The sequence below is a fragment of the Gordonia sp. 135 genome (assembly GCF_009720185.1).
GTDB classification, from domain to species: Bacteria; Actinomycetota; Actinomycetes; order Mycobacteriales; family Mycobacteriaceae; genus Gordonia; species Gordonia alkanivorans.
This window is the reverse complement of sequence record NZ_CP046257.1, coordinates 4,012,463-4,026,350: the sequence shown is the minus strand read 5'-3', so window position 1 is coordinate 4,026,350 and position 13,888 is coordinate 4,012,463. Positions and strand designations below refer to the sequence as shown.

Annotated in this window: 12 protein-coding genes; 9 read left to right on the top strand and 3 right to left on the bottom strand. The window is 67.2% G+C overall.

Annotated features, from left to right (window positions below; all coding sequences use genetic code 11):
* Positions 1-3: 3 nt before the first annotated feature.
* Together GKZ92_RS18260 and GKZ92_RS18255 are read right to left on the bottom strand one after the other, a co-directional pair.
* Positions 4-1,122 (bottom strand): NDMA-dependent alcohol dehydrogenase, encoded by a 1,119-nt coding sequence (locus tag GKZ92_RS18260; RefSeq protein WP_006360294.1) that lies wholly within the window; start codon positions 1,120-1,122, stop codon positions 4-6.
* A gap of 52 nt (positions 1,123-1,174) precedes the next feature.
* Positions 1,175-2,671: an aldehyde dehydrogenase family protein gene (locus tag GKZ92_RS18255; RefSeq protein ID WP_155225506.1), complete on the bottom strand. Its 1,497-nt coding sequence runs from the start codon at positions 2,669-2,671 to the stop codon at positions 1,175-1,177.
* Between the two features lie 257 nt (positions 2,672-2,928).
* Between GKZ92_RS18255 and GKZ92_RS18250 the strand changes: the two genes are divergently transcribed.
* On the top strand, positions 2,929-4,080 hold the full coding sequence (locus GKZ92_RS18250; RefSeq protein WP_006360292.1) for an HPP family protein: 1,152 nt from the start codon (positions 2,929-2,931) through the stop codon (positions 4,078-4,080).
* A 29-nt stretch (positions 4,081-4,109) separates the two neighbouring features.
* Here the strand turns inward: GKZ92_RS18250 and GKZ92_RS18245 are convergent, their stop codons facing one another.
* Positions 4,110-5,780, bottom strand: coding sequence for a sigma-54-dependent Fis family transcriptional regulator (locus GKZ92_RS18245; RefSeq protein ID WP_035753501.1), 1,671 nt, complete (start codon positions 5,778-5,780; stop codon positions 4,110-4,112).
* A gap of 68 nt (positions 5,781-5,848) precedes the next feature.
* Between GKZ92_RS18245 and GKZ92_RS18240 the strand changes: the two genes are divergently transcribed.
* The 8 genes from GKZ92_RS18240 (at position 5,849) to tuf (ending at position 13,801) form a co-directional block, all read left to right on the top strand.
* Complete coding sequence (locus GKZ92_RS18240; protein WP_035753502.1) at positions 5,849-6,724, top strand: exodeoxyribonuclease III; 876 nt, start codon at positions 5,849-5,851, stop codon at positions 6,722-6,724.
* 163 nt (positions 6,725-6,887) lie between these two features.
* On the top strand, positions 6,888-7,493 hold the full coding sequence (locus GKZ92_RS18235; protein ID WP_035753503.1) for a hypothetical protein: 606 nt from the start codon (positions 6,888-6,890) through the stop codon (positions 7,491-7,493).
* A gap of 81 nt (positions 7,494-7,574) precedes the next feature.
* Complete coding sequence (locus GKZ92_RS18230; RefSeq protein ID WP_006360288.1) at positions 7,575-8,237, top strand: class I SAM-dependent methyltransferase; 663 nt, start codon at positions 7,575-7,577, stop codon at positions 8,235-8,237.
* A 7-nt stretch (positions 8,238-8,244) separates the two neighbouring features.
* On the top strand, positions 8,245-9,048 hold the full coding sequence (locus tag GKZ92_RS18225) for a hypothetical protein (RefSeq protein ID WP_006360287.1): 804 nt from the start codon (positions 8,245-8,247) through the stop codon (positions 9,046-9,048).
* A gap of 408 nt (positions 9,049-9,456) precedes the next feature.
* On the top strand, positions 9,457-9,828 hold the full coding sequence (gene rpsL, locus GKZ92_RS18220; RefSeq protein WP_004020596.1) for a 30S ribosomal protein S12: 372 nt from the start codon (positions 9,457-9,459) through the stop codon (positions 9,826-9,828).
* Positions 9,829-9,834: 6 nt separating this feature from the next.
* A complete protein-coding gene (gene rpsG, locus GKZ92_RS18215; protein ID WP_005199940.1) occupies positions 9,835-10,305 on the top strand; it encodes a 30S ribosomal protein S7 in 471 nt (156 codons plus the stop codon).
* An 86-nt stretch (positions 10,306-10,391) separates the two neighbouring features.
* A complete protein-coding gene (fusA, locus tag GKZ92_RS18210; RefSeq protein ID WP_006360286.1) occupies positions 10,392-12,497 on the top strand; it encodes an elongation factor G in 2,106 nt (701 codons plus the stop codon).
* Positions 12,498-12,610: 113 nt separating this feature from the next.
* Positions 12,611-13,801, top strand: a complete 1,191-nt coding sequence (tuf, locus tag GKZ92_RS18205; protein WP_005199938.1) for an elongation factor Tu — start codon at positions 12,611-12,613, stop codon at positions 13,799-13,801.
* The last annotated feature ends 87 nt before the right edge of the window (positions 13,802-13,888 follow it).

The following is a 13,888-nucleotide window of genomic DNA, read 5'->3' as shown; positions in this document are numbered from 1 at the left end:
GGCTCATTCGCCGTGGATGATGACCCCGCGCAGGTTCTTTCCGTCACGGAGGTCCTGGTAACCCTCGTTGACCTGGTCGAGGGTGTAGGTCGTGGTGACCAGCTCGTCGAGCTTGAGCTGACCCTGATCGTAGAGACGCAACAGTTTGACGATGTCGTACTGCGGGTTGGCCGAGCCGAACAGGCTGCCCTTGATCGTCTTCTGGTTCAGCGTCAGGTCGGTGCCCGACACGTGCACGGTGAGCTTGGCCGGATCGGCCAGCCCGGTGATGACCACGGTGCCGCCCTTGCCGACGACGGCCGTCGCGTTGGACACGACCTCCTCGTCGACCGTGCCCACCAGGATGAGGGCCTGATCGGCCCCCTGCCCCCATGTCAGCTCGTTGACCTTGGCAGCGGCCTCCTGCGGATCGGAGTAGGCATGCGTCGCACCGAATTTCAGTGCGGCGTCACGCTTCATGTCGACCGGGTCGACGACGACGATGAACTTGGCGCCTGCCGACACCGCGCCCTGGACGGCGTTGATGCCGAGACCGCCGATGCCGTAGATCACCACGGTGTCACCGGCCCGCACACCACCGGCGTACACCGAGGTGCCCCAACCGGACGGCACACCGCAGCCGACGAGCACAGCCTTGTCCAACGGCAGCCAGTCGTCGACCTTCACCACCGAGTGCTGGGAGATGGTGGCCCGTTCGGAGAAGGTGCCCAGCATGCACATCGCACCGAAATCGTCCTTGCCCGAATGGAATCGGAAGGTGCCGTCGGGCATCGAGCCCTCGAGGATGGTCGCGCCCATGTCGCACAGGTTCTGTCGTCCCGTCGAGCAGTAACGACAGGTGCCGCAGTTGGGGATGAAGCTGCACACGACGTGGTCGCCCGGCTTCACCTTGGTCACGCCGGGGCCGACGGCCTCGATGATCCCGGAACCCTCGTGACCACCCACGATCGGGTAGCGGGGCGGCAGATCGCCGTCGGTGAGGTGGAGGTCGGAATGACACAGTCCGGCGGCGGTGTACTTGATCAGGACCTCACCCTCGCGGGGCTCGTCGAGATCGAGTTCCACGATCTCGAAAGGCTTTCCGGGGGCGGTGAGAACGGCGGCCTTGGTGGTGAGTGTCATGACGTGCTCCTTTGCACTTGGGGGAAACTCTGGAGAAAAGCAGGACGGCCGGTCACAGCGCGATGTTCACGGCCTTCGTCTGGGTGTAGAGGTCGATGGCCGAGGACCCGAGTTCGCGGCCCCAGCCCGACTGCTTGTAGCCGCCGAAGGGCATCGCGGTGTCGAAGCCGTTGTACTGGTTGACCCAGACCGAACCGGCCTTGATCTGACGGGCCGTCCGATGGGCCTTCGACAGGTCGGTGGTCCAGATCCCGGCGGCGAGACCGTAGATGGAGTCGTTCGCGGCGGCCGCGACCCCGGTGTCGGCGTCGAACGGCAGCGCGGCGACCACCGGCCCGAAGATCTCCTCCCGCACGATGGAGAAGTCCGGTTCGACGTCGACGAACACCGTCGGCTCGATGAAGAATCCCTCGTCGCCCCAACGCTTTCCGCCGGTCAGCGCACGAGCTCCGTCCGCGATACCGGCCGCGAGATAACCGGACACGCGGTCGAACTGTTCCTGACTCACCAGCGGACCGAGTTCGGTGGCGGGATCGAGACCCGGGCCGATCCTCGCCTGGGACGCCGCCTCGGCGACCGCCGCGGTGAAGTCGTCGAAGATCGGCCGCTCGACGAAGAGCCGGGTGCCGGCGACGCAGCACTGGCCGTGATTGAACATCCATGCGGCCACCGAACCGGCGACCGCCTTCTCGAAATCGGCATCGGCGAAGACGATGTTGGGGCTCTTGCCGCCCAATTCGAGCGAGACCTTCTTGAGGTTGCCCTTGGCCGCCTCGACGATCTTCTTGCCGACCTCGGTGGAACCGGTGAAGGCGATCTTGTCGACGTCGTCGTGCGCTGCGAGCGCGGCACCCGCCTCGCCGAATCCGGTGACGATGTTGACCACACCCGGCGGGAACCCGGCCTCGTCGAAGATCTCGCCGAGCAGGAGCGCGGTGAGCGGTGTCTGCTCGGCGGGCTTGAGGATGACGGTGTTGCCCGCGGCCAGCGCCGGTGCCAGCTTGAAGGCGGCCATCAGCAACGGGAAGTTCCACGGGACGATCAGTCCGCACACCCCGACCGGCTCGCGGAGCGTGTAGGCGTGGAACTCGCCTCCCGGCACGAACGGCATCGACACGTCGACCGTCGAACCGGTGATCTTGGTGGCCAGGCCCGCGTTGTAGCGGAAGATGTCGGCGGCCCAGGCGGTGTCGACGGCGGCGGCGATGGTCGCGGCCTTGCCGTTGTCGAGTGCTTCGAGCTGACCGAACTCGGCCGCCCGTTCGGTGAGGAGATCGCCGACGCGCCACAGCAGCCGTTCGCGTTCGTTCGGCTTCATCCGCGTCCACGGGCCGGAGTCGAAGGCCTCGCGGGCGGCGCGGACCGCGCGGTCGATGTCGGTGGCGTCGCCGTGGGCGACCGAGGTGAGCGGACGGGCGGTGGCGGGGTCGATGGTCTCGAAGGTGCGGCCCGACGCCGACCACACCCAGTCACCGCCGATCAGCATCGGGCGGTCGGAGCCGATGAAATCACGGACCTTCGGGAGCAGCTCGGTGGCGACTGCGGTCATGGGTACCTCCTGGTGAAGCACTCGACGCGGGGAGAGGCGAGCGGGCAGAGATGAGACGGTCGGGGGTGATCTGGGTCATAGCTGTGACCTGACTCATTTCTGCCACCTATCGGGGTGGTCGCCGTGTCCAGAAACTGAACAGTCCGCTTTGTCGTGAACGAATGACGTGAACAGGAGGTCGCGAAAGGCGAGTTGCGCGGCGTCGCTAGCGTGTCCGGGGGCAGCGATGGCTGCCTGTTCACGCAGAGAGGGAACCGATGGCAGCGCGCATGGCCGATCGTTTCAGCGGTGCGCTGCAGTCGTGGGGGCCGTCGGGGGCGTCCGTGCCGACGCGCGAGTCGGTGCGTGCCGGGGTCGGCTCGGCCCTGGGTCTCGGGCTCGTCGGACTCGTCCTCGCCACGTCCGGCGTCGACCTGAACGCGGGCCTGTTCCTGATCGCGCCGTTCGGGGCGTCGGCGGTCCTGCTGTTTGCCGCACCCAACAGTCCGCTCGCCCAGCCGTGGTCGGCGGTCGTCGGCAACACCGTGTCGGCGTTCGCCGCCGTGGCGGTGACACTGCTGGTCTCGCCGAGTCAGCTGCGCGTCCCGCTCGCGGTCGGTGCGGCGGTCGTGGCCATGGTGATCTGCCGGGCGGTGCATCCGCCGGGTGGTGCGGTCGCGATGACCGCCGGGCTCAGTCCGGACCTGGTCCACGCTCTCGGATTCCGGTTCGCCCTGGCTCCCGTCGCGGTCGGGACGATCGCGCTGGTCGCGCTCGCGGCGGTGTACGCACGCCTGACCGGACGCCGGTATCCGTACCGCCGGTTCGACGACGAGTCGTCGGCCACCGCACGGATCGGGCTGGACGAGGACGAGTTGACCGACATCCTCAACCGCTACAGCCAGTCCCTCAACCTCGGGGTCGCCGACCTCGCGCGACTCATCGGGGCCGCCGAACTCCAGGTCGCCGGCCATCGCGCCGACCCTCTCGTCACCGGTGACGTCATGTCCCGGGACCTCGTGACGGTGGGACCGGACTCGACCCTCACCGAACTGGCGCAGATGTTCGACACCCACCGGTTCACCTCGCTGCCCGTGGTGACGCGCGGAGGCCGGTTCCTGGGTGTCGTCTTCCAGATCCATCTCGTCTCCCGGCTACGCGGAGGTGCGACACGACGTGGGTCGGACCGCATGTTCGGCCGACTGCTGCGCCGCGACGGCAGCGTGCTTACCGCTGCCGACGTGATGGACACGACCTTGCCGATCGCGTCCCCCGACGCTCCGGTGACCGCGGTGCTCCCGATGCTCGCCGGCAGTGGCTGTGGCGCCGTGCCCGTGCTCGACGGGGATCTTCTGGTCGGCATCATCACGCAAACGGATCTCATCGCCGCCCTCGCGCGGCACACGCTGGCCGATCCGCTCGTCGACTGACGTCCGGCGCGGCAACATCGCGGTGTCTCCTAGATCCCGAGGGCTCGCATCCGCGCGTACAGCGTGGTGCGGCTGATCCCGAGGTCCCGCGCGGCGTGGACCTTGTTGCCGCCGGCACGGTCGAGTGCGTCGACGATCGCCGCGCGCTCGGCCTGCTCCCGTCCGGAGAGATGGGCCGCCCGGCTCGTCGTCCGATAGCCAGACGGCAGGTCGGTCGCCTCGATCACGCGTGCCATCCGATCCCGGCACGCTGCCGCGGCCTCCCGCAGGACCGCGATCAGCTCGGCGAAGTTGCCCGGCCAGTCCTGGCTGAGCAGGGCATCGGTCGCCGGGCCGGAGAGAGTGAGTTCCGGATCGATCTGACCGAGGACGCCGCTCGCGATGGCCGCCAGCTCGGAGCTGCGGTGACGTAGAGGCGCGGGATCGACGCGCCGCGCACACCGCCCGAGCAGGGCGGCGACCGCGGGAGACGCCTGCGCACGAGGACCGCTGACGAGGAGCAACGGAGAGGCCGCCGGCGTCGACGCCGTGGCGTGCGTGAGCAGCGCGATCGACCGGTCGTCGAGCAGATCCACGCCGTCGATCACGAGCGGGACGCCGGACGATCGAGCTCGGGTGAGGTCGGCGGCGACGTCCACCCGCCGGCCGTTGATCAGCGCGTCCGCGACGTCGACGACCACGGCCGCGGCCTCGGTGTCGAGCGCGTCGGTCCCCAGCGCTTCGGCGGCCAGTTCGAGGGCCAGCGTCGTGCGCCCGGTGCCCGGCTCACCGGATACGGCGACGGTCGTCGACGACGGCCGGACCGGGGTCGAGCGGGTCGGTGTCGGCGTGAGGAAGGGGCGGAAGCGGAACAGCGCGGCTCCGCGGGTACCGGCCACCGGTTCGACGGCGATCTCGACCTCGGCGCCCGAGACGAGTGTCAACGGCAGCGTCGTCGAACGCAGCGCCGGGTCGGTGGCGATCGCCCGCAGCGCGCCGATGTCGGTGGGGGAGAGCAGTTCGGCGGCCAGGGCATTGGTGAGCTGCAGGTCGTCGCCGATCGCGGCCACCGCGACGTCCCGGCGCGGGGCGGCGCGCTGGAAGGCGTCGAGCACGCGGCGCTGGTGCGCACGGGACCGGTCGAGCAACCGGTCGGCGATGTCGGCCACGATGCCGTTGACGACCGGGACCGCGAGCGGGTTGATGCGATCGGCGATCTCGGACATGCAGATGATCCCGGCCAGGCGCCGCGTCGCGGGATGGATGATCGGCTGCCCGAAGCAGCTGATCGTCCGGAACTGTTCGAGGTAGTGCTCGGTGCTGTTCACGATCACCCCGCCGCGCGTCTCCGCGGGTGTGCCGAGCGCGGTGGTCCCGACCATGTCCTCCCCGAACGGGACGCCGGGCGCCGCGCCGATCGCGTCGAGCCGACGTTCGACGGTCGTTCCGAACGCCACCCGCGTCACCATGCGGCACTCGTGATCGACGAGCAGCAGGGACACGTCGGTGTCGGCGAGACGAGCCGCCGCGTCGTCGAGGACGGGGCGCGCTGCGTCGAGCAGGGGGTCGGCGGAACCGATGTCGTGCGTACGTGCGGGAGTGTTGTCCTCCGGCCGCACTCCCGACATCGCCGACCGACGCCACGAGTGCTCGATGACGGGGCGCTGCGGCGTTCGATCGGGACGGGAAGGGAGAGTGTCGATGAGACCAACGTGACACACATCACCGACGAAGGAAAGCCCGGACGCCGCCTCGGATCGGCGTCGGTGTGTCGTACTACCGTGGGCCCATGCGCGTCGCGACCTGGAACGTGAACTCGGTGAAACAGCGGATTCCGCGCCTCCTCCCATGGCTCGACGAACGTCGCCCCGACGTCGTCTGCCTGCAGGAGACCAAGCTCTCCGACGACGCCTTCCACGAGGTCCTCGGCGCCGATCTCGCCGAACGTGGCTACGAGATCGCGCACGCGGGGCAGGGCCAGTGGAACGGTGTCGCGCTGCTCTCGCGGGTCGGGCTCGAGGACGTGCGCGTCGGCTTCGCCGGCATGCCGGGTTATCCGACGCCGGAGACGCTCGAGGCCCGCGCGATTTCTGCGGTGTGCGGCGGTCTGCGCATCCACTCCCTTTACGTGCCGAACGGCCGCAGCCCCGACTCGGATCACTACACGTACAAACTCGAATGGCTCGCCGCTCTCGCGAAGGCGGTCGCCGACCCGTCGACGACGCTCCTCTGCGGCGACATGAACATCGCGCCCGCCGACGCGGATCTGTTCGATCCCGACGCCTTCGCCGGGCACACGCACGTCACCCCTCCGGAACGTGCCGCGCTCGCCGAGTTCGCGGCGCTGGGTCTGCGCGACGTGGTCCGTGACCGCTGGCCGGATGACCGGGTCTTCAGCTACTGGGACTACCGTGCCGGAATGTTCCACAAGGACCTGGGCATGCGGATCGATCTCATCCTGGCGGGTGAGTCGGCCGCCGGCCGGGTCGAGGCGGCCTGGATCGACCGCAAGGCGCGCAAGGGCAGCAAGCCCAGTGATCACGCGCCGGTCATCGTCGACCTCGACGAGGCGCCCGACGGCGACATCGGTCCGGTGGTCCCGCCGCCGTCGAATCCGGCGAAACCCGGTGGCGCGAAGGTGAAACTGCCCCAGACCCCGGAGTGATCCCGCTCACGATTCTCAATCTTTCTGCGCGGCAATGTGATTCGTCGACCCGTTGGGCAGGATTGGCCTGTTGAGACGATTGCGGGGAGGTGTCTCTTCTCCGATATGATCATCGCGGCCCGAGCACGGGCCGAAAGATCCTCGTGAGAGAGAGAATCCACACATGAAGCACCTCAGGGCAGGGATCATGGCGCTGGCCATGATGGGTGCAGTACTCATCGCCGTTCCCGTTGCGACGGCACATGCGGTACCGGCGACGGTGGCGCTCCCGACGGCGTCCGCGGCGATCGCCGGGGACCACAAGAGCGTGATCGTCGACGTGCGCGGGGGCAGCGTCGTGGTCAGCCCGGCGGGGGCGCTGCAGATCCTCGATTCCCGCGGTCGCACCGTGTCGTCGATGCCGCTGTCGGGGCAGATGGACGGGTTCACCGTTCCGCTGCGCGCCGCGGTCAGCGTGGACCGGTCGCGGGTCACTCTGACCCCCACGGTCAGCCCGGACCTCCGTGCGCTGCTCGACTCGGCAGCCACCGACGCAGCCAAGCAGAAGCGTCTGACCAAGGCTCAGCGCTACGACATCATGTGGGCGGAACTGAACAAGGGCTGGCGGGGGAACACGCCCCTCTACACGCTGATCGGTGGCCTCATCGGGTTCATCGTCTTCGGTTGGATCGGTGCCGGCGTGGGTGCGTTCATCGGTGCGTACATCGGGTACGGCGAGTCGAACCCGAAGGCATGGCCGTCGGTCGTCGCCTGGTTCAACACTCCGTAGGCGCACGGCTTTCCACGACCCGCCCCCTGCCCGGATCCCCGGACAGGGGGCGGCGTCGTACCCGGGTCATATCGTGGGCGCATGCGCGCCGACCCCGTTGATCGACCGGCCGACCTCGACGCTGTCCGTGAGTCCTACGACCGTGTGGCCGACGACTACGTCCGACTGGTGGTGGACACCGGAATCGGCGACCCTCGCTGCCGTCCGTGGCTGAAGGCCGCACTCGATGCGTTCATCGATTCGGTGGCGGGCATCGGTCCCGTGCTCGACGTCGGCTGCGGACCCGGGACCGTGACCGCCTATCTCGCCGACCGCGGACTCGACGTGACCGGCGTGGACCTCTCGCCGCGCATGATCGAGAACGCGCGTCGCCTGCACCCGTCCTGCCGATTCGAGGTCGGCTCGGCGACCGAGCTGGATCTCGCCGATTCATCGCTGGGTGGTGTCCTGGGGTGGTGGTCGTTGTTCAATCTCCCGCGGGACGTTCTCCCGCAGGTGCTGGCCTCATTTGCCCGCGCATTGATGCCGGGCGGCTGCTTCATCACCGGTACCCACTCGGGCGACGAGGACGTGCGACGCACCGAGGCCTACGGCGGTCCTGTCGAGTGGACGACCCATCAGTGGTCGCCGGAGAAGTACGTCGGATTGATCGAGCAGGCCGGTCTGCGCCCCGTCGCCGAGCTCCGGCTGCCCGCCGACGAGCACGTCGGCCCCGGCCTGGTCGTCATGGCCGTGCGGGACTGAGACACTGATGCGCCGACGACTCCTCATCCACGTGGCTCGCGGTTACGGCCGGTTCCTCGGTGTCGTGCTGTCGCTCGCTCATCGAGTCGGAGGTGTACGTCTACCGGCGGGACCGGCGTCGACCGACGGAGTCCTCGTCGCCGCGCACGTCGCGATCGCCACGGTCTGGTTCGGGCCTCTGGGTCTCGTGATCGCCGGGATGGCCGGCGCCGCCGCAGGGATCGTCGCCCGCCTCAGTTTTCGGCACCGCCCCCTGTGCGATGAGGAACGGCGAACCGCCGAGCTCGTCTTCGGGCCCGCCGGATGGCTCGACGACGTCATCCTCACCGATCTCGCCGGACGAAGGGGACGCGCGTTCACCGTGCCCGGGGTCGATGGGCGCATCCTCTGCAATCTCGGCGCGATGTTCGACGCGCCCCTCGGGGCCGGTCCCGGGGCCTATCCAGTGCCCGGCCAACTGCTGGTCCATGAACTCGTGCACGCCCGGCAGATCGTTGGCGCCCGGTCCGCGGCGTCGTTCCTGGCCGATGCGCTCGCGGTTCAGGCGCGGCACGAACTCGGCGAGAACGTCTACGGCATCCGGGGGACGGGTGATGCTCACCACGCGTGGGCCGACCACAACCTCGAACGCCAGGCGACGATCGTCGACCGGTGGTTCGGCGGCCAGAGTTCGCCGATTGGGCGGCCGATGGATCCGGACAGTCCGTTCGCGGCATCGATCGCGAAGGTCCGGGCCCAGGTCGGAGCGCCGGCGGGTACCGGTCGGGCGGCGGTTCGCCGAAGGCTCGACGCGTCGGGTTCGGGGGTGTAAGAGTGGACAAGGTAATGCCATGTCTCAGCGTCGCCGGACCCCAGCGCACACGACCTGTTCACCTGCAGGTCGCGCGGAGGATCCGTTTTTTGACCTGTGCAAACCCGATCGGTAGAGTGGATCGTCGGTGCCCGGCCCATGCTGGGCCAGTCCGCATGCCCGGCCAACGGCTCTCGAGCCGGCCCTGAGATCGACCGACTCGGGGCACGGGCGGTCCGTGGGCTGACAAGCGAATCCGCTGTCGAGTGTATGACACGCCCGACCTCGGGGTAGCGAAAATGTACTGACCAGTGTGAATGCACTGGTGGGGCGAGTTGTGGAAGCACGCCGGAGGCGGCGTAGAGCCGAGATCCGTGAGCTTGCCCGGAGCACCAACCACAACTGACAACAAAGAGGAATGAACACCTAGTGCCAACAATCAACCAGCTGGTCCGCAAGGGCCGTCATGACAAGGCTGCAAAGACCAAGACCGCGGCCCTCAAGGGAAGCCCGCAGCGTCGTGGCGTGTGCACCCGCGTCTACACCACCACCCCCAAGAAGCCGAACTCGGCTCTTCGTAAGGTCGCCCGTGTGCGTCTGACCAGCTCTGTCGAGGTCACCGCGTACATCCCCGGTGAAGGCCACAACCTGCAGGAGCACTCGATGGTGCTCGTCCGCGGCGGTCGTGTGAAGGACCTCCCGGGTGTGCGCTACAAGATCATCCGCGGCTCGCTCGACACCCAGGGTGTCAAGGACCGCAAGCAGGCCCGTAGCCGCTACGGCGCGAAGAAGGGGAACTGATAAGTCATGCCACGTAAAGGACCCGCACCCAAGCGCCCCCTGATCAACGACCCGGTCTACGGTTCGCCGCTGGTCACCCAGCTGGTCAACAAGATCCTGCTGGACGGCAAGAAGTCGACCGCCGAGCGCATCGTCTACGGCGCCCTCGAGCAGGCCCGCGAGAAGACGGGCACCGACCCCGTCGTCACCCTCAAGCGCGCGCTCGACAACGTCAAGCCCACCCTCGAGGTGAAGAGCCGCCGCGTCGGTGGCGCCACCTACCAGGTGCCGATCGAGGTCAAGCCGAACCGCGCCAACACCCTGGCGCTCCGCTGGCTGGTGACCTTCAGCCGTCAGCGTCGCGAGAAGACGATGGTCGAGCGCCTGGCCAACGAGCTGCTCGACGCCTCCAACGGCCTCGGTGCTTCGGTGAAGCGCCGCGAGGACACCCACAAGATGGCCGAGGCCAACCGGGCGTTCGCGCACTACCGCTGGTGATCACTGCCGGCCGCGGCGGCCTTCGGGTCGCCGCGGCCGGACCCACCTCAGACCCAACAGCTCTAGCGAAATTGCGAGGCGAATAAGTGGCACAGGAAGTGCTCAGCGACCTGAACAAGGTTCGCAACATCGGCATCATGGCCCACATCGATGCCGGCAAGACCACCACGACCGAGCGAATCCTCTTCTACACCGGTGTGAACTACAAGATCGGTGAAACCCACGACGGTGCCTCGACCACCGACTGGATGGAGCAGGAGAAGGAGCGTGGTATCACCATCACCTCCGCGGCCGTGACCTGTTTCTGGAACAAGAACCAGATCAACATCATCGACACCCCCGGACACGTCGACTTCACCGTCGAGGTGGAGCGCAGCCTCCGCGTCCTCGACGGCGCGGTTGCGGTCTTCGACGGCAAGGAAGGCGTCGAGCCGCAGTCCGAGCAGGTGTGGCGTCAGGCCGAGAAGTACGAAGTCCCCCGTATCTGCTTCGTCAACAAGATGGACAAGCTGGGCGCGGACTTCTACTTCACCGTCCAGACCATCAAGGACCGTCTCGGCGCCAAGCCGCTGGTCCTGCAGCTCCCGATCGGTGCCGAGGACAACTTCGACGGCGTCGTCGACCTCATCGAGCAGAAGGCCATCACCTGGCGCGGCGTCGTGCCGACCGGTGCCGAGCCGACGATCGAGGAGATCCCGGCCGACCTGGTCGAGAAGGCTGCCGAGTACCGCGAGGCGCTGCTCGAGACGGTTGCCGAGTCCGACGAAGCCCTCATGGAGAAGTACTTCGGCGGCGAAGAGCTCACCGTCGAGGAGATCAAGGGAGCTATCCGCAAGCTGACCGTGAGCCGTGAGCTCTACCCGGTCATCTGTGGTTCGGCGTTCAAGAACAAGGGCGTCCAGCCCATGCTCGACGCGGTCATCGACTACCTGCCGTCCCCGCTGGACGTGCCGTCGGTCGAGGGTCACGCCGTGGGCGACGAGGAAGAGATCCTCTCGCGCAAGCCGTCCGCCGACGAGCCGTTCTCGGCTCTCGCGTTCAAGATCGCGGCTCACCCGTTCTTCGGCAAGCTGACCTTCGTGCGTGTCTACTCGGGCCACATCACCGCGGGCACCCAGGTGCTCAACGCGACCAAGGGCAAGAAAGAGCGCATCGGCAAGCTCTTCCAGATGCACGCCAACAAGGAGATGCCGGTCGAGGACGCCACCGCGGGTCACATCTACGCGATGATCGGTCTCAAGGACACCACCACCGGTGACACCCTCTGCGACTCGGCGAACCCGATCGTGCTCGAGTCCATGAGCTTCCCGGACCCGGTCATCAACGTCTCGATCGAGCCGAAGACCAAGTCCGACCAGGAGAAGCTGGGCACCGCGATCCAGAAGCTGGCCGAAGAGGACCCGACCTTCTCGGTCAAGCTCGACGAGGAGACCGGCCAGACCGTCATCGGCGGTATGGGCGAGCTCCACCTCGACATCCTGGTCGACCGCATGAAGCGCGAGTTCAAGGTCGAGGCCAACGTCGGCAAGCCGCAGGTGGCGTACCGCGAGACCATCCGCAAGACGGTCGAGAAGCACGAGTACACCCACAAGAAGCAGACCGGTGGTTCGGGTCAGTTCGCGAAGGTCATCATCAAGCTCGAGCCCCTCGTGGACGCCGAGGACGGTGCGACCTACGAATTCGACAACGCCGTCACCGGTGGTCGAGTCCCGCGCGAGTACATCCCGTCGGTGGATGCCGGCGCCCAGGACGCCATGCAGTACGGTGTCCTCGCCGGCTACCCGCTGGTCAATCTGAAGGTCACCCTGCTCGACGGTCAGTACCACGACGTCGACTCCTCGGAAATGGCCTTCAAGATCGCCGGCTCGCAGGCCCTCAAGGAAGCTGCGAAGATGGCCGGCCCGGTCATCCTGGAGCCGATCATGGCCGTCGAGGTCACGACTCCCGAGGATTACATGGGCGACGTCATCGGCGACCTGAACTCCCGCCGTGGCCAGATCCAGGCCATGGAGGAGCGCAGTGGTGCTCGTGTCGTGAAGGCACAGGTTCCGCTGTCGGAGATGTTCGGCTACATCGGAGACCTTCGGTCGAAGACCCAGGGCCGTGCAAACTACTCCATGGTGTTCGACTCCTACGCGGAAGTTCCCGCGAACGTGTCGAAGGAAATCATCGCGAAGGCCACCGGAGAGTAATTCCCCGGTCGCCCTGGCGACACGCGCTGGCCGACAAGCGGGCGCAACAACGTAAATGAAAACCCCTGCTGGGATCCGCCCAGTAGAGAACGACAGTCCAGGAGGACAATCAAGTGGCGAAGGCGAAGTTCGAGCGGACCAAGCCGCACGTGAACATCGGCACCATCGGTCACGTCGACCACGGCAAGACCACCCTGACCGCGGCGATCACCAAGGTGCTGCACGACAAGTACCCGGAGCTCAACAAGAGCTTCGCGTTCGACCAGATCGACAAGGCTCCTGAGGAGAAGGCGCGCGGTATCACGATCAACATCTCGCATGTTGAGTACGAGACCGAGAAGCGTCACTACGCTCACGTCGACGCCCCGGGTCACGCCGACTACATCAAGAACATGATCACCGGTGCGGCTCAGATGGACGGCGCGATCCTCGTGGTTGCCGCCACCGACGGTCCGATGCCGCAGACCCGCGAGCACGTGCTGCTGGCCCGCCAGGTCGGTGTGCCCTACATCCTGGTCGCCCTGAACAAGGCCGACATGGTCGACGACGACGAGATCATCGAGCTCGTCGAGATGGAGGTCCGCGAACTGCTGGCCGCCCAGGACTTCGACGAGGAAGCTCCCGTCGTCAAGGTCTCGGCTCTCAAGGCTCTCGAGGGTGACCCCGAGTGGGCCAAGTCGGTCGAGGAGCTCATGGCTGCCGTCGACGAGTCGATCCCGGATCCGGTTCGCGAGACCGAGAAGCCGTTCCTCATGCCCGTCGAGGACGTATTCACCATCACCGGCCGCGGCACCGTGGTCACCGGTCGTGTGGAGCGTGGCGAGGTCAACGTGAACGAGGAAGTCGAGATCGTCGGCATCCGCGAGAAGAGCACCAAGACCACCGTCACCGGTATCGAGATGTTCCACAAGCTCCTCGATTCCGCACAGGCAGGCGACAACGCCGGTCTGCTGCTCCGCGGCCTCAAGCGCGAGGACGTCGAGCGCGGTCAGGTCATCGTGAAGCCGGGCACCACGACCCCGCACACCGAGTTCGAGGGCCAGGCATACATCCTGTCCAAGGACGAGGGCGGCCGTCACACCCCGTTCTTCAACAACTACCGTCCGCAGTTCTACTTCCGTACCACGGACGTGACCGGCGTCGTGACCCTCCCCGAGGGCACCGAGATGGTCATGCCGGGCGACAACACCGAGATGAGCGTCAAGCTCATCCAGCCGGTCGCCATGGACGAGGGCCTGCGCTTCGCCATCCGCGAGGGTGGCCGCACCGTCGGTGCGGGTCGAGTCACCAAGATCACCAAGTGATCTTGTCCTGACGCACTGACTCTCTGAGTCAAGAGGCGCCCGGTCGCGAAAGCGGCCGGGCGCCTTTGTCTGTTCGGCACCGCCGAA

Coding starts and splice junctions, on each gene's coding strand:
- GKZ92_RS18230 (WP_006360288.1), top strand. CDS start 7,575: ATGCGCGCCGACCCCGTTGATCGACCGGCCGACCTCGACGCTGTCCGT.
- GKZ92_RS18250 (WP_006360292.1), top strand. CDS start 2,929: ATGGCAGCGCGCATGGCCGATCGTTTCAGCGGTGCGCTGCAGTCGTGG.
- GKZ92_RS18235 (WP_035753503.1), top strand. CDS start 6,888: ATGAAGCACCTCAGGGCAGGGATCATGGCGCTGGCCATGATGGGTGCA.
- GKZ92_RS18225 (WP_006360287.1), top strand. CDS start 8,245: ATGCGCCGACGACTCCTCATCCACGTGGCTCGCGGTTACGGCCGGTTC.
- GKZ92_RS18260 (WP_006360294.1), bottom strand. CDS start 1,122: ATGACACTCACCACCAAGGCCGCCGTTCTCACCGCCCCCGGAAAGCCT.
- GKZ92_RS18255 (WP_155225506.1), bottom strand. CDS start 2,671: ATGACCGCAGTCGCCACCGAGCTGCTCCCGAAGGTCCGTGATTTCATC.
- GKZ92_RS18240 (WP_035753502.1), top strand. CDS start 5,849: ATGCGCGTCGCGACCTGGAACGTGAACTCGGTGAAACAGCGGATTCCG.
- rpsG (WP_005199940.1), top strand. CDS start 9,835: ATGCCACGTAAAGGACCCGCACCCAAGCGCCCCCTGATCAACGACCCG.